Annotated in this window: 15 protein-coding genes; 1 reads left to right on the top strand and 14 read right to left on the bottom strand. The window is 36.1% G+C overall.

Going from position 1 to position 19,460, the window contains the following annotated elements:
• The 6 genes from QZ055_RS03165 to QZ055_RS03140 form a co-directional block, all read right to left on the bottom strand.
• On the bottom strand, window positions 1-2,546 hold a 2,546-nt coding region (locus tag QZ055_RS03165; protein WP_295824580.1), incomplete at its 3' end, for an ESPR-type extended signal peptide-containing protein.
• Window positions 2,547-3,227: 681 nt separating this feature from the next.
• Complete coding sequence (locus QZ055_RS03160) at window positions 3,228-5,585, bottom strand: autotransporter outer membrane beta-barrel domain-containing protein (RefSeq protein WP_295824577.1); 2,358 nt, start codon at window positions 5,583-5,585, stop codon at window positions 3,228-3,230.
• Window positions 5,586-5,904: 319 nt separating this feature from the next.
• The gene (locus tag QZ055_RS03155; protein ID WP_295824576.1) at window positions 5,905-8,142 is read right to left on the bottom strand and encodes an autotransporter outer membrane beta-barrel domain-containing protein; all 2,238 of its coding nucleotides are present in this window, start codon (window positions 8,140-8,142) and stop codon (window positions 5,905-5,907) included.
• Window positions 8,143-8,731: 589 nt separating this feature from the next.
• The gene (locus QZ055_RS03150; protein ID WP_039968814.1) at window positions 8,732-9,058 is read right to left on the bottom strand and encodes a hypothetical protein; all 327 of its coding nucleotides are present in this window, start codon (window positions 9,056-9,058) and stop codon (window positions 8,732-8,734) included.
• 308 nt (window positions 9,059-9,366) lie between these two features.
• Window positions 9,367-9,777 (bottom strand): hypothetical protein, encoded by a 411-nt coding sequence (locus QZ055_RS03145; protein WP_295824575.1) that lies wholly within the window; start codon window positions 9,775-9,777, stop codon window positions 9,367-9,369.
• A gap of 203 nt (window positions 9,778-9,980) precedes the next feature.
• Window positions 9,981-10,967 carry an O-antigen ligase family protein gene (locus tag QZ055_RS03140; RefSeq protein WP_295824574.1) on the bottom strand — a complete coding sequence of 329 codons (987 nt, stop codon included), beginning with the start codon at window positions 10,965-10,967 and terminating at the stop codon, window positions 9,981-9,983.
• A 331-nt stretch (window positions 10,968-11,298) separates the two neighbouring features.
• Between QZ055_RS03140 and QZ055_RS03135 the strand changes: the two genes are divergently transcribed.
• Window positions 11,299-11,514, top strand: a complete 216-nt coding sequence (locus QZ055_RS03135; protein WP_295782445.1) for a hypothetical protein — start codon at window positions 11,299-11,301, stop codon at window positions 11,512-11,514.
• 56 nt (window positions 11,515-11,570) lie between these two features.
• On the opposite strand, the gene QZ055_RS03130 is transcribed toward QZ055_RS03135, so the two are convergent.
• From QZ055_RS03130 to QZ055_RS03095, 8 genes are all read right to left on the bottom strand, one after another.
• Entirely contained in the window at window positions 11,571-12,815 is a 1,245-nt protein-coding gene (locus QZ055_RS03130; protein WP_295824573.1) for a flippase, read from the bottom strand.
• A gap of 161 nt (window positions 12,816-12,976) precedes the next feature.
• On the bottom strand, window positions 12,977-13,930 hold the full coding sequence (locus QZ055_RS03125; RefSeq protein ID WP_295824572.1) for a glycosyltransferase: 954 nt from the start codon (window positions 13,928-13,930) through the stop codon (window positions 12,977-12,979).
• A 4-nt stretch (window positions 13,931-13,934) separates the two neighbouring features.
• Window positions 13,935-14,750 (bottom strand): phosphorylcholine transferase LicD, encoded by an 816-nt coding sequence (locus tag QZ055_RS03120; RefSeq protein WP_295824571.1) that lies wholly within the window; start codon window positions 14,748-14,750, stop codon window positions 13,935-13,937.
• A 17-nt stretch (window positions 14,751-14,767) separates the two neighbouring features.
• Window positions 14,768-16,102 (bottom strand): adenylyltransferase/cytidyltransferase family protein, encoded by a 1,335-nt coding sequence (locus tag QZ055_RS03115; protein ID WP_295824570.1) that lies wholly within the window; start codon window positions 16,100-16,102, stop codon window positions 14,768-14,770.
• A gap of 1 nt (window position 16,103) precedes the next feature.
• Entirely contained in the window at window positions 16,104-17,180 is a 1,077-nt protein-coding gene (locus QZ055_RS03110; protein ID WP_105090014.1) for an alanine--glyoxylate aminotransferase family protein, read from the bottom strand.
• A gap of 17 nt (window positions 17,181-17,197) precedes the next feature.
• Window positions 17,198-18,049, bottom strand: a complete 852-nt coding sequence (locus tag QZ055_RS03105) for a phosphorylcholine transferase LicD (protein WP_119207145.1) — start codon at window positions 18,047-18,049, stop codon at window positions 17,198-17,200.
• A gap of 33 nt (window positions 18,050-18,082) precedes the next feature.
• Complete coding sequence (locus QZ055_RS03100; protein ID WP_295824569.1) at window positions 18,083-18,841, bottom strand: DUF4422 domain-containing protein; 759 nt, start codon at window positions 18,839-18,841, stop codon at window positions 18,083-18,085.
• A 61-nt stretch (window positions 18,842-18,902) separates the two neighbouring features.
• The coding region (locus QZ055_RS03095) for a UDP-galactopyranose mutase (RefSeq protein WP_295824567.1) at window positions 18,903-19,460 on the bottom strand (558 nt) is incomplete at its 5' end.

Here is a 19,460-nt window from a genome sequence, read left to right as displayed (position 1 = left end):
ACTGCATATGTTTTATATGTACCATCAGTACCTTCTGTAACTGTTGTATTTTGGCCGGCAATAACCTTTACAGCCTTTTGTGCCTCTTCGCGGATCACAGTTTTACCATCGCTATTGATGTTGGATAAATCTGTTTTAGCAACCTTAGTAGGATCTACGTCAACAGTGTAGTTACGAACACCGTTTGCATCAGATGTGCCACCTGTAAGGGTCATCAAACCACTAGTGCCTAAGGAAACCTTAGTATCCATAGCATTTACAGTATATGTTTTTTGACCTGTTGTAGCGTCCACAGTAGCTGTTGGGATGGTTACATTATGGCCAGCCTCAACAATTGTACCTAATGCAGTAATATTCTTTTTACCTACATTTGTAATGTTAGAAAGTTCTTTATTAGCTGCATTGTCGATTTTATCTTTTGTATCATTTGTTAAGGTTACATCAATTGTTTGGTTGTTCGCTTTAGTTGTTACATACGCGCCATCGCCTTTTACAGTCAATGTTTGGCTATCTAACAATACGTCATTTTTACCGTTGTTTTCGTTTGTATTGCCTGCAATTTTAAGGTTTACATTGCGCAATTGAGCTACGTTAACTGCATCTGTATCCTTTGTACCAGCTGCAAGGTTTGTAATTTGACGTGTTTCATTACCAACGCTAGTGCTTTGACCTACAGATACAGCACCCAATGTAGATGTTGCTACATTGCCTGTTAACGCAGTGTATTTATTGGCACGGTTGTCTGCTGCGCTTACATCATAACCAGCTACGCCGGCTGCTGTATTCGCTACAGAATTAGAACCTAATGCTACACCATCCTCTTCAGTTACTTTAGCTTTATAACCCAATGCAGTACCTTTATCGCTTGTTGCCGTTGCATCAGCACCTAGTGCAGTACCATAATTACCCGCTGCAGAAGCGCGTACACCCGCTGCTGTCGCATTTGTACCGGTAGCACCTTTGTTATCATAGTTTGCATCAGCAGATGTACCTTTAGCGCTGAAGAAGTTAGTTTGCGCCGCTTCTACTGCTTCTTTTACAGTATGATATGTGCTATTTTTAATGCTGAAATCAGGCGCTTGATAGGTAGAACCATTCGCTTGATACCCTGTGTATGTAGGGCCCGCAATGGTCATAGCCAAGTTATTATTTACATAACGCAATTGTTTAATCGTTGCTGCGTCATTATCATTTTGACCACCGGCTACGTTAACGATACGACGAGGCGTACCTGTATTACCAACGGCTACTACGCCCGCTTCAGCAGGGTTCATTTCGTTGGTGAAAGCAGCATATGTATTTACTAATGGATCATTGAACTCTGTGCCTGCACCAAGAGCGATGGAGTTATTGGAAGAAATCTTCGCACCAGCACCTAATGCCATGGAGTTTTCCCCAGTAACCTCTGCACCATTACCGATAGCTGTAGCATTGTTACTACTTGCTTTAGCTTCTGTACCAATAGCCATAGTACCAGCTTTGCTAGCTTCAGCCTTACCACCGATAGCAAGAGCATTAGCCTCTAATGCCTTTGCTTGACCACCTAAAGCGATAGCATTTAACTGTCTAGCTTGTGCTGATCTACCCATAGCAATGGCATTAGCACCTGTAGCATACGCCGTATTACCGAAGGCAAAAGCATCTGTAGCGGTAGCACGAGAGGAATTACCCATTGCTACTGCATTGGCTGCCTTAGTTTTAGCATTAGAACCGAATGCCATGGAGTCACTTGCCGCTGCTTCAGTACGCGCTTTTGTACCAAAAGCCAAAGAACGTGCCCCGTTTGTTACAGTATTAGTATCACCATTATAGGATGCACTCGGTTCATTACCACTACCTGCTACAGTAATTGGCTCTGCTGCACCGATAGCAATAGATTGATCGCCCTTTGCTTGTGCAGAATAACCCATGGCAAAGCTACCTGTACCATTAGCCCAAGCAGTTGTACCGATGGCGGTAGAGAAATTACCTGTTGCTGCCGCTTGGCGCATCATAGCCAATGAGTTGAAGCCACTAGATAATGAGGCCGTACCTATAGCCATAGCAGATGGTTTTGTAGATTGTGCATAGTTCCCTAGTGAAAAAGATAAACCACCAGTAGCCTTAGCTCTATCACCAATAGCTACACCTGAATAATAACTAGGGTCATTTGTCTCCGCAATATCGGTATTATGTCCTATAGCAATACCAGTCAATTTATATCCTGAGTAATATCCAGTAGAGGCACTGCCATCTAAAGCATACATATTCCCAGGGTTATTATAATTATATAGATAGCTCCATTCATTACCACCATCTTTAGCGGTTGCATAACCACCATACACGCCATTAATTATAATAGCCTTATCATGAGTATCCACTGCATTTACAGGTGTAACATTCACACCTAATAATAGCGCAGCTACTGCCATAACAGCGCCCATACGAGCATGTGTTTTGCCCGTATGCAAGGATTTAACCTTACCGCCACCGCTTTTTACGATCTCAGAAACTACTACATAACACTTCTTTGTCTTGCTCCAAATTACATTGTAAATTCGATTCATAATCTTCCCTCTAGCTTACAATACACACAGATAAGTTCATTTCTCACAATAATTTCACTAAAACTTCATCATTGTTGATTGTCCTAATAATATCAAAATATTTCTATATGGTAAATAAAAATTCATTTTATATTCATCTTTGCTTAGTTTATAAATTTATACCATTTATGTACACTTTACACCACATAAAAATAAGCATTATCCATAAATAATGCTTTTCAATGTAAACTATTCTTATTTATCCCTTATTTTTCTATAGACTATATAATAATTACTCTATTTTTTATGCATTTTTTATAACCAACCAAACATTTATTCATATCTTAGTAGAAAAAAATTTTACAATTTAAAATTATCAATTTCGGTTTATTAATAAGAAATATTTATAGAGAAATGCCGTTTAACCCTATAATACCTTGTATTATGGTATATGCTAGGCTAGGATATAAATTAATAACTCTTATGATTACTGATGTTATATATAAACGCACTCTATGATTTGTATAAATAAATATTACTGCTAGATCAAGACTCTCTTTAAACACTAAAAAAGACCCATGTATTAGCTATTTTCCAATACATGGGTCTTTTACTATTCTTTTATCTGTACATATATTTGTATATATATTTATATACTTTTACCTAACATACTTAGATATCAATATACCTTTATATACTATATTAGAATTTGTGTGTGAAGCCAGCGTTTACGCCCCAGTCTGCTTGGTAGTCACCAGACAAACCTGTAGCAACGTCAGCAAATACGCTATTGTTGCTATTAAAGCCATAACGGCCACCGAAGGCAAGTTCAGTCCAAGTGCCTTTGAGATCTTGTTCTGTTAATTTCACAACACTACCACTAGCGAATGCAGTTTTTACATTGCCTGTGAAAGCATGACCTACAGCAAAGCGTGTATAGATATTGCCACTACCGAATTGTTTGCCCAATTCAAGGCCAAGCTTACCAGAAGTGCTATTCACACCAGATTGGTTAACAGATACATTTCCTACATTGAAGTTACGACCACCGAAGTGTGTGAAGTTCAATTGTGCTTGTGGTTCTACATAGAAACCATTAGCGTATTTCAATGTTTTGCCATAGCGAACACCGATGCTATACGCATTGGATTTTGCATCGCCAGACATGGCTTCACCAATTTCATTACGTGCAGTGAAGTCATTAGATACACGACCTACTTGCGTTTCTACATGTACATATTGATCCTTACCAAGATCTTTCAAACCATAAGCGCCAACGGAGAAGGATTTAACCTTACCAGAACCATCAAATACATAGTCTTCAGAACCACGAAGGTAGGATACTTGACCACCTACAGTCCAGCCACGGCTGATTTTAGCATCATAACCGCCTTGGATGCGTGTGTAATCTGTAGCTGTATCGATACCGCTGCCGGAGTAGCTATATTTACCGCCACCGATGCGAGCCCAAATACCTGTTGGTTCACCTTGTTGCAATACACGAGGGCGATACATATCATCAGCTAATGTACGCCAAGCATTGATATTACCTACTACAGCAGAACGAATACCACGCATATGAGGTGTATCGTACGCACCACGAACAACAGGATTAGGAGTTACTGGTGTAACTGGTTTAGGATCTGGTGTTACTGGTGTAACTGGCTTAGGATCTGGCGTTACAGGAGTAACTGGCTTAGGATCTGGAGTTACTGGCGTAACCGGCTTAGGATCTGGAGTTACTGGTGTAACTGGCTTAGGATCTGGAGTTACAGGCGTAACTGGTTTTGGATCTGGAGTTACCGGCGTAACTGGTTTAGGATCCGGAGTCACAGGTGTAACTGGTTTAGGATCTGGAGTTACTGGTGTAACTGGTTTTGGCTCTGGAGTTGGTGTAGGTTTTGGTTCTGGCACCACATAGGAGCCTTGGCCATTACCGTCTTTCCAAGTAATATCTCCTTCTTTTTGGTCTGTAGTCAACGCTTTTTTGTAGCTAGACACGATGCCCTTAGAAGCGATGGATACTGTACCAGAAAGGTTTCTTTCACCTTTTACATAATTTTCATAATAGAATTTATGAGCCAAGTTATCTAAAATCTTGTTTACATTGCTTTCAGAAGAAGTATCAAGATGATCACCTGTTACATAGCCATGCACGCCAGAGCCAGCTGCAGCGGATTTCACGATGAAGTTACCGCCCTCGATATCAGCCGGATCAAGGCCGTCTTTCTTAGAACCTGGTTTAGCATAATTTAAGCCAGTACCACTAGTCATGTCATAAATAACATTAATATGACCGTCCAATTTATTTACATGAATGTCGCTGCGAGAATCCTGTGCAATACGGCTGAACCCTTCACGCGTACGAGTGCCTGTGAGGTTATTAATACTACTGCGTTCCGTTTTACCATCAATCTTGAAAGATTCCAAACCGCCCATGTAATCATGGCTCCACATGCCACCATCAAAGGTCATGTTGATTTCGCCACCCTTATCCTCTAAGGTGTTCACTGCCTTACCAGAAAATTGGTTAGGGCTATTGTGCGCGCGGCCTAAGCCAATGTTGATAACAGATGGTTGCTGTTCTTGATGAGGAGGCATCATTTTATCAGATACAAGCACATCGCCTTGCATATTAAATACCTTGTGCTTTACGGTACCCGCATCATCGACACCAAGATTAATTTTACTATTATAGGCAAATGCCAGTGGATATGGAGACTTCCATGGCGCAGTAGTCACGTCCATAACACCGCCATCCACTTGGATGGAACTGTTATTTAGCATGCCTGTAATGAAAGCTGGTTGACGATAGCGTTTAGGCAATTGAGATGCATCAGGAGTGTCCAAAGAGCCAATTGTAACTTGACCACCATCAGATGCGACTACACCATTCGCAGTCGTATTACCTGTACTTTCAAATTTACTATCAGCAGTAGTTGCAAAAATACGTCCATCAGAATTAATACCTGCTGCAGCCCATGTACTAGGCATAGCCGTTGTAGATGACAATAAGGTCATCATAACAGCAGACAATAAAATCTTATTTCTACCTTTCATCCTCTTATACCTCAATAAATACTTCACTTACAATACAATCACATTTGTGAAAGCTCCTTCATACTTGAATATATATCTATGAGTTGATTTATTAGTCTTTTTTTATGATAAAAGATAGATATATACTCACTTATTAAAGAAACTTAAGACTAACACTTTTAAAATATGTATAAAATATTACACTATTTTTAGTGAATTGTAAATGAATTATACTCATTTATTTTAGAAATAATTAAGATTTGATATGTATTAGATAAAAATATACCAAAAGAGGCAACGATTAACTCGCTGCCTCATGGTAAATCTGTCGACTAGTATATTAGAATTTATGTGTAAATCCAGCATTTACAGACCAGCCTGCTTTATAGTCACCGGATAATCCTGTGCTAAGGTCAGCAAAGATGCTGTTATTAGCATTGAAGCCATAGCGACCACCGAATGCTAGATCGGTCCAAGTGCCTTTAAGGTCTTGTTTTGTATACTTTGTAGTATTACCTGTTGTGTACGCTGTATTTACAGTGCCAGAGAAGGCATGGTTTACACCAACGCGAGTATAGATGTTACCTGCGCCGAATGTTTTACCGATTTCAAGGCCAATGCCACCTGCTGTGCTGCTCACACCAGATTGATTTACATGCATACGACCCGCATCAAAGCTATCCCCACCGAAATGAGTGTAACTCAATTGCGCTTGTGGTTCAATGTATGTACCATTTTGGAATTTCACAGTTTTACCGTATCGTGCACCAATTGTATAAGCATTCGCTTTAGCGTCACCAGAAAGGCTTTCACCAATTTCATTGCGAGCTGTGAAAGCATTAGAAACGCGACCTACTTGGGATTCAAGGTGAATGTATTGGTCTTTACCAAGATCTTTCACACCGTACGCACCTACAGCAAAGGCTTTTTCCTTACCAGTGCCATTGAATACGTAGTCATCGTTGCCACGAAGGTAGGATACTTGACCACCTACAGTCCAACCGCTACCTGTTTTAGCGTCATAACCGCCTTGAATACGTGTATATGTTGTATCTGTGTCGATACCTTTTGCGGTATAGCTATATTTACCGCCCCCAACGCGAGCCCAAATGCCTGTTGGTTCGCCTTGTTGCAATACGCGTGGACGATACATATTATCTGTTAATGTTCTCCAACCGTTGATATTGCTCATGATAGCAGAACGGGCACCGCGCATATGAGGTGTATCAAAATCACCCATGATAACGTGAATATGAGAATTACGCTCTGGCACTGGAGTTGGTTTCACTTCTGGTTTAGGAGTTGGTTTTGGTGTTGGCTTAACCTCTGGTTTTGGAGTAGGTTTTACCTCTGGTTTAGGAGTCGGAGTTGGTACCGGCTTAACCTCAGGTTTAGGAGTTGGTTTTACCTCCGGCTTAGGTTGAGGTTTCGGTACAGGTTTATTTTCACCATATACGTATTTACCTTGACCATCCTTATCGGCTTGCCATGTAATATCACCTTCTTTAGCATGACCAGATGTAATTACTGTAAAACGACCAGATTCAGAACCATCAGATGCAATAGCTACTGTACCTTGAAGGTTTCTTTCACCATTAACATAGTTATGATAGTACATCTTGTGAGCCAAGTTATCTAAAATCTTGTTCACATTAGCCTCAGAGGACATATCTAGGCCTCGTTGAGTAGTATACACATGAGCCGCTGCACCAGGAGCCGCACTTGTAATATGAATATCACCACCCCAGAAGGAATCTGGAGTCAAACCATTATAGGTTGTAGTCGGTGGTTTATAATCTGGATCCTCAGTATCGCCACCTTCATCATTAGGGTCGTAAATAAAGTTTACATGCCCTTCAAGCTTATCTACATAGAGCTTATTATGCTCACTTTGGGTTACCATATTCGCATAGTTGCGGTTCTTGGAACCTACAAGTCGATGTACATGGCTAGGTTGTGTACCACCATCTAATGTTCCATCATGCAAGCCGCCTTGATAGAAAAGCTCCCAAGAACCATAGTCACCAAGGAATACATTAATATGACTTGGATTCTTTGCGTCTTTGTCTGCTAAGTTAAAGGCTAAACCATCCCAAAGAGATTCTTTGCCAATGATACCAATATTGATCTCAGATGCATGATTTGGGTCGCTTTTAACAATGACATCACCTACCAAAGACAAGTCATTACCAGTAAAATTACCTTTATTGCCGTCTACACCAATATTAACGGTGCCACCTTGAGCCACTGCAACAGGAGTGCTTACATTTTGAACATCATAAACGCCTTCCTTAAGGCTAACTGTACTACCACCTTTACTGCTAATGAAAGGCTTGTTATTATAGCCAATATTAGCAACAGCTTTATCAATACTAACTGTACTACCAGTATCTGCTTCAATCGTAGATATGTAGTTTGTCATTTCGCCAGCCTTAAACTTCCCACCGTTGTTTGCCGTAATATTTGCACCATTAGGTGTAGTAACTAATGTACTCCCCGCCATTGCATAGGGCACTACAGAGCTAGCAATTGTCAGAGCAATCGCTAAAGATAGGTTTGCTTTATACACACGTTTCATAAAAACCCTCTCTCATTTACATACTATAAACTATTATTAAATAATTTAATTATATTTAATAATCATATTCTTGTAAATATGAGGGAAATTTGCCACATAACTATAAAATTACTAAAAATAAAAAAGCAGTAACTATAGTTACTGCTAACGTATATGTATATATATTTTTGTATATTTCTATAAATAGATTCTTATTGATTCGCTTATATGTTCGCCATATAATTGATATAGGATAGTTAAGCGAGGTTGGGCCTCTCTTCGTCTATGAAGGGAGGGTTGTCTATGAGTGATTATGAGTTAATCATGCTAATCCTAGAGGTAATGACTGTAGTCATTGCTTTTGGTGCACTCGTGGCGCTTATTTGTCTTGGAAAAGACAAATAGCCCTTCGTTATCCCTAGATAATTAGGTAACTGAAAGGCCATTTCATCAATTATTTATTCTCTTGAGATGAGCCCGACGGATCTACTCGCTTGGCTATCTATTTATATTATAGGGTTAATCTTATATATCGTCAAATACGGATAAACGATACTATAGTACACTTATACAGACCAAAAGGCAGCGATCGAATCGCTGCCTTTATTCTTTATCTACGTGCCACACGCATAGCGGCCATCATACCTGGAGATTTCCATACAGATTGGCCATTGTCTGAAACGAGTTTGTTGTTATAGTAGAATACATCTGCATTGTAATAGTTACTATCGCTAGATGATACCTTATAGCTAAGGCCAGATGTAGTGTACACCGTAAAGTTGAGTACATCCCCTACTCTCTTCACAGAGTCTTGGTCTACATACCAGCTATTACCATTATAGGTTGTAGCATACACATCTGTACGAGCTTCTACATCATGTGTATTAATACCGATCAACACGAGTAGAGCTGCTAACATATATAAGAATTTACGCATTAGAATTACCTCCGTTTTATCGTTGGAATACTTGTTTATTATACCAAAAAACGGTGAAATTCGCATTAAAATGGCAACTTCTGAGCCAACTACTATCGGCTGCTCAATATACAATACAATACGTTTCATAACAGATTTGTTATATAAGAGAACATTCAATCCCTATTTCTTATCTTCGTATATCTAATAAAGATATTATAGGTTGATCTAAATTTAGTATCCCATCAATTTGATTTCTACATAAAAGAAGGTATCAACTGCCGTTGATACCTTCTTTTAATTCCACTATATAGTTATTAAGAATTATCTTAATATACTAGTTCTCCATTAAATGTACGATATTCATCACCAATTTTTGTTAAATCCTTTACAAGTAATCTAGAAGTTTGATGATCTAACTTCATAACTAATGTATGTCCAATAGATTTAGCCTTATGTATTACTTCACCAAGAAAATTAACAATGTTAAAGAATATCTCCTGAGGAGTACAATCTAAACATTTTAATAAAGAATCATCTTCCTTTAATCTAATACTATATACAGTTTCTCGATCGTCTTCCAACGTAAAATTCAATAAAACAGAAGTTGTCTCTACATCATAATCCAAATGATATGTATTAAGACGACCGCGCACTATAGCTTTGTCATCGTCTAAAATATTTGTGATTTCAAGCTCTATCGGCTTATTCTTATCAACTGAAAGTACATATTTTCTCATAGCTAAATTCTCCCAAACCAATATATTAACTAATGTAGTACCCTAGAAATGAATACTCCCAATATATTCATTCCATAATATTTTGCTATACAAATTATAACTAATCATGAGATAGAAAAGCCATAAACTATATATCAAATATATTCGATGTATTTTAAACATTAGTTACAATATACACATTATACTTTATTTAGAATAACCCCCTATTCTCTGGTTATATCATTATGCTCATAAAATTTAATATAACAAATCAAAATCCCTACAAGAATTGGATAAGCCAATAAAAATTCATTACTCATAAAGCATGCAATTTGTCCAAAGAATGCCACTAATAGGTAGACCAATGTAGGGTTGTTAATATACTTCTTAATCTTATAGGTTCTATATAAGATATATAAAATTGGGGTAATAAACAAGATTTCCCCTATCAACCCAAACCATGCCAATATAGCTGCAAACTCATTAAGTACTGGATACTCAAATGCTAAAAAGCCTTTTTGTAATACGTCTTCTGTCCAACGTTTAACTTCGCCACTATCTTTAGCAAAATCAGGGAATTTATCAACCATATAACTTGAGTGTAAGCCTCTACCAACACCAAATGCTAAATGATCTAGTCCAACGTTAAACATAGCTACGGTATTACCAAATCTAGCTGAATTAGATCTAGAACTAGTATTGCTGACTGACTTAACATTGCTATCAATATACTTATCTAGAGCTTTTTCTACAGATACAGACTTAGGTCCTTCTTCAATAGCAGTCGTTTGAGAAATACTAGCTTTAATCATAGGGCTTACTACGGAGTCACCAACAATGGCGAAGGAATAGCTAAAAATACTTAAACCAATCGTAAATAGACATAACTTCCACCAAAATTTATATCTAAAGATTAGACTTAATACGACAAATGCAACAAGTTCGAATAGATAAACAACAACACCTGTTCGCGCTTTAGTTAAGAAAATCATGACAGCTAAGAGAAATGCTAATATAATATCAAGTTTATTCTTAGAATTTACATAATGAATACCTAATAATGGTGCCAAAAACACCGCAATCATACTAAAATAGGATGGTTCTAACGCAAGGCTTCTAAGTTGACCTGGCCATAATTCCGGAGGCCACCACCCACTTTGTACAACAGGATCATATAAGCTATTATTAATAGTTACTAATATACTAGCCAAGTAATCTGAACCACTCCATAGCCAAGAAACCTCTATAATGGAGTAAGCTATACATAGTATTGTTAATATCCTTGCAGCATTAACAATAGTATCAAGACCTTTTTTACAATCATCTTTATATAGATTAAAAATGATTAAGAATAGCCCAATTAAGGGAAATATAAAGTTTCTAAACAGATACCAAACTAGTGATACCATTAACTTTACTTGTAGAATAAATTCATTACCTACAAACGAAGGAAATAGCGCATATAGTTTTTGGACAACAGATGTATTGATTAAATACGTGTAAATAACAGTATCATAAAAAGGAAAAGAAAATACCCCTAAAATGGTACAAAAAACAATCCAAGCAACAGATATTGTAAAATACGGTTTAAAGGGAAACTCTGTCTTCTTGTTCCATAGGCTATATACAATGAATAACAAAAGGGAAAAGAACAGAAATATCATCGATAGATTATTGCCCATTGAAAACAAAGTATACCGATCTGGAATCCGCATCAGTGGTAATGAAATTATCATTGCACAAAGCAATAACTCTTGAATTTTATAATATGCTGTACTAATCATATTAAAACAAACCTCTCAAACTATTTAAACCTATTGGAAGAGTTGTTTCCTTAATAAGCCTCCCATAATAATCATAATTAAAAATTCTGTTAATAACATTGTCATTGCTACCCCTTTAGCCCCCCACAAATAACACAATGGGAATATAGATAACAAGCTAAAGAATGCTGCCAATACTAGAGTTCGGCTATATGCACTATTCATATTGAGTGGTAGCATCGTTTCTTCACCAAATACAGTACTAATAGCAACAGCTAAAGGAACAAATGACAAGATTCGTAATACGTCAACAGTTAAATTATAATCCGCTCCGAACAATAGCTTGACTATAGTATCCGAGAAGAAAAATAGTGATGTACAACCAACAAGACCTACAACTAGATATAAGAGCAATTGCTTTTTAATGAACTGTAACCCTTTTGGAATATCATCCTTCATCATCTTACTTATAAATGGATATATGGCGTCACTGACAGCATATATACCTCTACGAACACATGTAATTAATTTATCAGCAGCACTATAGTAACCAACGATAACATTATTCGTAAGCATACCTAATACCACTATATTAGTTGCAGTATATAAATTAACTGCCAACGAGGATACGAATATAGACCATCCTTCTTTATAAGAATTAATAATTTCACCCATAGGTGGTAATTTGAATAATCCAGTATAGTGTTTTCTTAACCACACTATTGAAAAAATACCTGCAATTAATGGAGTACAAGCCTGTAAGAATGCAGCGAGTATATAATCCTCTGGAGATTTTACAAGTAAAAATATACCAAGCATCGTACAGATACGACCACTCATATTTAATATGGTAATATACCGCATCTTCTGTATGCCCTGGAAAAACCATACAGGAAATAAAACATTGCCTATAATTCCACAGTACATAACTTGAAACAATAATATATCGATCGTGTTCCCTAGGAATATGCGTTGCAAATTATAAATAGCAAAAAATACGGCCGTAACAAATATTAATATACATACTTTTCCATAAAAATATTTGGCAAATAGAGATCCTATCTTCTGTTCTTCAGCCTGTGCTATTGCCTTTGGAGCCGTTAAGGAGTACCCAAAATCAACAAAGATTCGGAAATATTCCATAATACCTTGCATAAATGCAATCATTCCAAAATGCAAAGGTCCTAATACGCGAATTAAATATGGTACCAAAATAAAAGCGAGTACATACTCTAAGGCGCGTAGGGTTAGTAGAGAAAATATATTCTCTATTAATACGGAGTAACTCTTCCTCACATTACTTTTCCTCTATCATTAATATCTATCAAACCTTACTAACCATGCTTTCATAATTAGAGAAAATCCCATAGTATTATCAATTAAAAATATAAAAATAATCTCTATGGGTTTTAATCATATGTTACATACAACCGTATAAATATGGTTATGATTCATATTCAATAATACAATTTAACCAATACCCTCTTTATATCTTGTTTGCACTTCCATAATGGGTTATGGCTGGTATCAGACGTATGATCTAATACATAGTGCTTATATTGAGTGAGTAAATCATTGTACTCTGTCTTACATTTATTAACATGAACTCTACGAGATAATTCCACATAGGAATTTAAAAGATACAATTGCAGTTCGTTCTTTACACTACTACAGTGCTCCATAAGATAATCATTCATATATATATGGGACTCTACGGTATCTGTCATAAAACGTCTACTAAAATTAGCCATGATACTACCAGCGCGTTGTACATAATAATAAAGAGGTTCATTTACTGTTACTATAGTATTAGCATTCAAAAATAGCCTGAAAATAGTAAAATTATCCTCTTGAACTCTCCCCTTTGGAAAACGAACTAATACTGTCCCATTGAATAACTCAGATTTAAAGAGTTTATTCCATACTACATTAAGATCGAATGGTTCCGTTTTTAATAGATAATATCGTAACATATCCATGCCTGTGAAAGTTCTTGTATCATCTTGAACAGACATAGTATGTATACTAATATCATCATCACCTCTATAGATATAATAATTACAAGAAACCATATCAGCATTGCTACTATTCGCTACAGTAAGCAATCTTTCACACATTGTATTTTCTATAAAATCATCACTATCAACGAATAAAATATAGTCTCCTGTAACATGATCTAAACCATAATTACGAGCATCGGAAAGCCCTCCATTTTCTTTGTGAAAGACCTTTACACGTTTATCCTTCGCCGCATAAGAATCTGCAATAGAACCGCTGCGATCAGTTGCCCCATCATCAACTAAAATAATTTCTAAATTTTGATAAGTTTGATTAAGTATTGATTGAATACATTTATCAACATACTGTTCAACATTATAAATAGGAACAATAATAGAAAGTAACGGCTCCATATACTTAATCCTTTCGATTTATCTTATATGCAACAATATTATGTCCACAGCGTTGGTTCTCAGGAGGCATCTGCATATAATCATCATACATATTATCTAGATATTGTCTCCAACAGGACATAACAGAAAATAATTGGTCTTCAAACTCAATTTTCGTCATCTTCTCAAAGTCCTTTTTAGGTAATCGTTCCTTTACACCTTCACCCCAGGCAATTACACCAACATGCTCTGATTTAGTATAGTCATAAGATTTAGCCAAACGATCCATAATATCGATACAACGTTGTTTACCAAATAAACGACACAATGGAACAATAACTAATTTACCTAAAGCATGAATAAGAGATTTCCCCTTAAACAGTTTAGCGCTAGCTAATGTAAGTATTTTTTGATAAAAAATCGATTTATCATAAATCTCTTTCATAATGGACATATCTTCACTAAATCCATCAACAGGAAAAATATCTATCCATAAATACTTGCTACGTAATGTATTAGAATATGTATTTTCACAAGGAATATTTTTATTGATGATAGCTGCATAGGTTGCATCTAAGCTATGATTGATAGGATTTGCGATTAACTCTAATCCATCATGATCATAATGCTCTTTTAACGTTAATAATCGTTCGTAATCAGGTCTTGGCATGCAAACATCAATATCATCATCCCAAGGTATAAACCCTTTATGTCGAGCTGCACCTATTAATGTGCCATAACATAAACTATATTTTAAATTATATTTTTTGCAAAATTTGTCAAAATCCTTGAGAAGATTCAACTCTTCTAGCTGAACCTCTCGTAAAGATAATTGTTGCATACTCACTCAATCCCATACTAAATAACGGTAACATTTGTATTAGATACAAATTTATTGAGGATGCGTACCTCTTCAATCATATCTTGATGACTCATCAAGAAGCTTTCAGAGTCCTCTCTAATACATTTTAAGAACTCAACGATTTCATATCGTAAGCCTTCACCTTCAAACTTATAGAAGTATTTTTGGTTTAAGTTCACATCTTCAAAACGCAATTCAAAGAATTCTGTTTTCCACCAAGGCGCTGGTACATAAATATATCCTTTAGAACCAGATATAACTAAATCTCCCTCTGCCTTAGCATTGATTGCCACAGTAGCGGAGGCCATAGCATCATCATAAAGAAAATTAATCTTTGATAAAATATCGACATCGTCAACCTTATGACTTATAAAATCAACGCGATTATAATCAAATCCTAGGAGTTTAAAGATAGCTAATAATGGATAGGATGCTAAAGATAAAATACTACCACCAGCTATTCTAATTTGATTAGCCAAATCTTCCCCCAAAACTTGTGTAAAATTAGCTTCTACATTAAAGATTTTACCAATTTTTCCACTACGAGCCATGGCAATTAACTTATTAAATGCAGGACTATAAGCTGTTTTCAAGCCTTCCATCAATACTAAGTTGGAAGATTTCGCCAAGTCCATTAAGCGTAATGTTTCATCAATGTCACTACTAAATGGGAATTCTGTTAATACATGTTTTTTGGCTTGTAGTGCTTTTCCGATATAAGCACCACGTTTGGATAAAGGCATATTAATATATACTGCATCTACTTTATCCAGCAATTCTTCAGATGAACCAAATTGTTCTAAATTATTAAATTGATGTGATTTATAGATAGTATCAACCGACTCTGCCTCTGTGTACCCACCAATAATATCAATGCCACTAACAAATTTAGACTCATCCAAAAATCTATCTAATATAACTTCATTACCAATGATACCAAGTCTAATATTCTCAGAATTTCTAATCTGCGTACTCGAAATACCTTGTGTTCTTGGTAAGTAAACTACCTTACAATACTCATTTAAATAATCAAAATATCCTTCCCAATCGGATCCAACAGTAAATATATCTACATTAAATCGTTTAATATCATCTATTTTTTGGCCAAAATATTCTTCTACTACGATTTCATCTGCAAAACCTGTAGCACGCACATTATCAATGCGTGTCATCAAGGAATCACGAACATTAAATTTACCTCTAGATTTATCAAAATAGTCGGATGTAACCCCAACAATTAGGTAATCTCCTAATGCCTTTGCATTCTTTAATAGATTGTAATGTCCCTCATGAAACAAATCGTATGTTCCATATGTTATCACTTTTACCATATTATTTACCTGTAATCTCTTTAATGACTGATTTCATTGTTTCTACGAGCATTTTATTATCCTCAATGGTTGTATCACCAATATGAGCAACGCGTAGAACGTATTCTTCATTAACCCCACCCGTAGGATTTACAAAAATATCATATTTGTCCTTCAGAATTGTAAATACATCTTTAGCAATTGGTTGTTCAAAACGGATAGGCGTAACCGCATTACTGATGCTGAAGGCAGGAAGAGATACTGGTAATTCTTTAATTCTATTTCTGAAATCTTTCGCCACACTATCAATACGAGCTAAATAATTTTCAAAACCTTCCTCTTCAATCAGATGTAATGCTTTATTCATTTCTAAACATACCCCAACAGCAGGTGTGAATGGTGTTTGACCTCTTGTAAAGTTTTTTACATATTGGTTGAAATCAAAGTAAAGATTCTTAATATGATTATTTTTTACACGTTCTTCATATAATCTATCACTAATTACAATAGGGGATATACCTGGTGCAATACAAAGACCTTTTTGGGAACTCAAAATAGTAACATCAATATTATTACCAGCCATATCATAATGATCAATTAAGAACGAACTAATCGCATCAATTACCAAGTATGCTTCTTTCTTTTTAGCAAAGTTGCTTAATAAATTAATATCATATAACTGTGCGGTCGAAGTTTCATCAATATTAGCAATAACAAATGTAAATGATTGTTCTTCTACGGCAGCAAAGTGTTTTGCGGTTAGCTCCTCACCCTCGTCTAATTTAATCACAGTATGAGGTATCTCGTGGAGTTCACATAAATCGACGAAACGTTGACCAAAAGTACCACCATTAATAACTAACACATGGTCTGTTTCATTCATACAATTCATAATAGTAGCTTCTAATGCACCCGTACCAGAAGCTGTTAAGTAGATGGATTTATAGCTTTCTGGTGCATTCATAAATTTTTTAAGCAGTCTATCTGAATCTAACATAACTTCAGAAAATTCTGTTGTTCTAAAATAAGGAACTTGTTGATGTCTTACATCAAGAATTTCCTGTCTCATTTGAGTTGGTCCTACTGTAAATAGTTTCATAATATAATCCCCTCTTATTATTTCCAATACACTCTATAGTTATGATGCGGTACCTGTCGATCTTTAGGTGGTGCTTCCATATAATTATTGTACAAATGACTTAAATAGAAATCGCTATCTGTAAGTCCCCAAAACTCAGTATCCTCAAAAGGATATAAACTTCTATTATCAAACAAAGTTTTTTCGTATACTTCCCGTTTATTACCACTCGCACAATCGACGAGAACACTTATGTAGTTCGAATTGGAAAATGGATACTGTTGGGCATCTTGATTAATCTTTTTGATTAAACTTGTAGTTGGTAAAAAATGCATTAAACTAATAGCACCAAATTTTAAGAATGTACGAACATAACCTTTTAACTTTGCAAAGCTACCTTTAGAGTCTACATAACGATTACTGAATGTAAACTTCATAGAAGACCCATGGAATAACAAGTTTAAAAATTGTTGATGTCTAAATATTTTTTGTTGTGCCTGTGTTTCATCCGGTAACCCATCAATTGGGAAAATATCTATAAATACACCTGCTTTATCAAAATTACGCCATAATGTATTATCAATCATAACCGTTTCTTGATCGAATACCTTAGCCATTGTATAGGTATAAGTGTCATCATTTTCAATAGAAAACACTTGATATCTTGAGTTATGCTCATTATATGTCTTAATAAAGCGATTATAATCATCCCGTGGCATCATGATATCAATATCATCATCCCATGGAATAAAACCTTTATGTCTAACGGCTCCCAACATTGTTCCATACGCTAATACATATCGAATATCATGTGTATCACAAAAATGTGCCACATCTTTTAAAATATCTAAAGCGACACTCTTAATCTCCGAAAATCCAATTTCTCTCATCAAAAAAATTCCTCCATAATACAAATAGGTCTATTATTTAAAGAATTTTCTTTTCAAGAATAATCCACCTTTTTTAATCCAGTTTTGTGGCTCCATAAAGGATACATTTTGTTCCTTATAGTTGATGTTATTGGCTTCAAGCCATACGTCGAGCAAGATTTCACTTACGAAACCATAGATGCGCGCTTCATATGTATCATAATCGGAAATATCAACGCGATGTTCAATTTCCTCCAAGATGGAGAACATCCATTCACAGTATTGATCAAATAGGTCGCGGCGCATAACAAACATATTGAACATGTGCGCCCATGTGCGATTACAAACCTTTGTGAAAGCAGCACTATATTCAGGATATTTCTCAGCGATGATTTGCTCTGCCGCATCAAGGCCATCGCTATGGTGAGCATTATTATAGTGAGAACGGTTAGATTCAATATAATATTTACGCTTATCTGCTACCACAACAGGATACTCTGAAAGTAGTTTTTCCCATTCTGGACCTGTAAGAATTTGATTCTTTTTGCCCTCTACGGAACGCACCTCTTTGCGCGTAAAGTATCGTCTGTAATGAACGAGACCGATATAGTCCGCATCAAGGTTTTTCCAAGCCCAATAAAGGCCTGTTAACTCACAATAATTCGCATTTTTTGAAGATATATTATCTCCTGTATGATCGCCGGTATAACCAATATCAGCTTTGCCTTCTCGACCTACATGGATTGGCATGTACACGGAGTCCTCTGGCATCCAATATTGCTTATGTGTAGCTACTAAAATCTTAATATTCACTAGTACTCTCCTACATGAGTGTTGTCTCTCAAGTCTATCTACTTACCATATGAAAACTTGTTTAAGCTAACTCTTTTTCTACTAATGCCAAAGCGCTAGCAATAACCTTATCCATATCGTAATATTTATATTCCCCTAAACGACCACCAAAGATAACATTGGAAATCGTTTCAGCCTTTTTAACATATGTTGCGTAAAGATCTAAATTCTTTACATCATTCACTGGATAATAAGCCTCTTCGCCAATTTTCCAGTCTTTTGGATATTCTTTTGTTACATATGTAACAGGTTGTGTACCAAATTCAAAATGCTTATGTTCAATAATGCGAGTATACGGAATGTCCCCTTCCGTATAGTTCACAACGGCAACACCTTGATGGTTTTCCTCTTCAAGACGTTCAGTTTCAAAGTGAAGACCGCGATATTCCAATACACCTTCAGAGTAATCAAAATACTCATCAATAGGACCTGTATAGATGATTGTATCTGCCAAGGCTTCATATTCATCGCGATGTTTGAGGAAGTCTACACCTAAACGAACTTCAATACCCTCTAACATGCGTTCAATCATCTTCGTATAACCGCCCATAGGAATGCCTTGGAAACGGTCATTAAAGTA

It is taken from the genome of uncultured Veillonella sp. (genome assembly GCF_905209685.1).
GTDB lineage: Bacteria > Bacillota > Negativicutes > Veillonellales > Veillonellaceae > Veillonella.
The sequence above is the reverse complement of the archived record's forward strand: the minus strand, read 5'-3'. Positions and strand labels throughout refer to the sequence as shown.

Coding starts and splice junctions, on each gene's coding strand:
- QZ055_RS03105 (WP_119207145.1), bottom strand. CDS start 18,049: ATGAGAGAAATTGGATTTTCGGAGATTAAGAGTGTCGCTTTAGATATT.
- QZ055_RS03125 (WP_295824572.1), bottom strand. CDS start 13,930: ATGGAGCCGTTACTTTCTATTATTGTTCCTATTTATAATGTTGAACAG.
- QZ055_RS03120 (WP_295824571.1), bottom strand. CDS start 14,750: ATGCAACAATTATCTTTACGAGAGGTTCAGCTAGAAGAGTTGAATCTT.
- QZ055_RS03145 (WP_295824575.1), bottom strand. CDS start 9,777: ATGAGAAAATATGTACTTTCAGTTGATAAGAATAAGCCGATAGAGCTT.
- QZ055_RS03135 (WP_295782445.1), top strand. CDS start 11,299: ATGGTACAAAAAACAATCCAAGCAACAGATATTGTAAAATACGGTTTA.
- QZ055_RS03160 (WP_295824577.1), bottom strand. CDS start 5,585: ATGAAAGGTAGAAATAAGATTTTATTGTCTGCTGTTATGATGACCTTA.
- QZ055_RS03110 (WP_105090014.1), bottom strand. CDS start 17,180: ATGAAACTATTTACAGTAGGACCAACTCAAATGAGACAGGAAATTCTT.
- QZ055_RS03115 (WP_295824570.1), bottom strand. CDS start 16,102: ATGGTAAAAGTGATAACATATGGAACATACGATTTGTTTCATGAGGGA.
- QZ055_RS03150 (WP_039968814.1), bottom strand. CDS start 9,058: ATGCGTAAATTCTTATATATGTTAGCAGCTCTACTCGTGTTGATCGGT.
- QZ055_RS03155 (WP_295824576.1), bottom strand. CDS start 8,142: ATGAAACGTGTGTATAAAGCAAACCTATCTTTAGCGATTGCTCTGACA.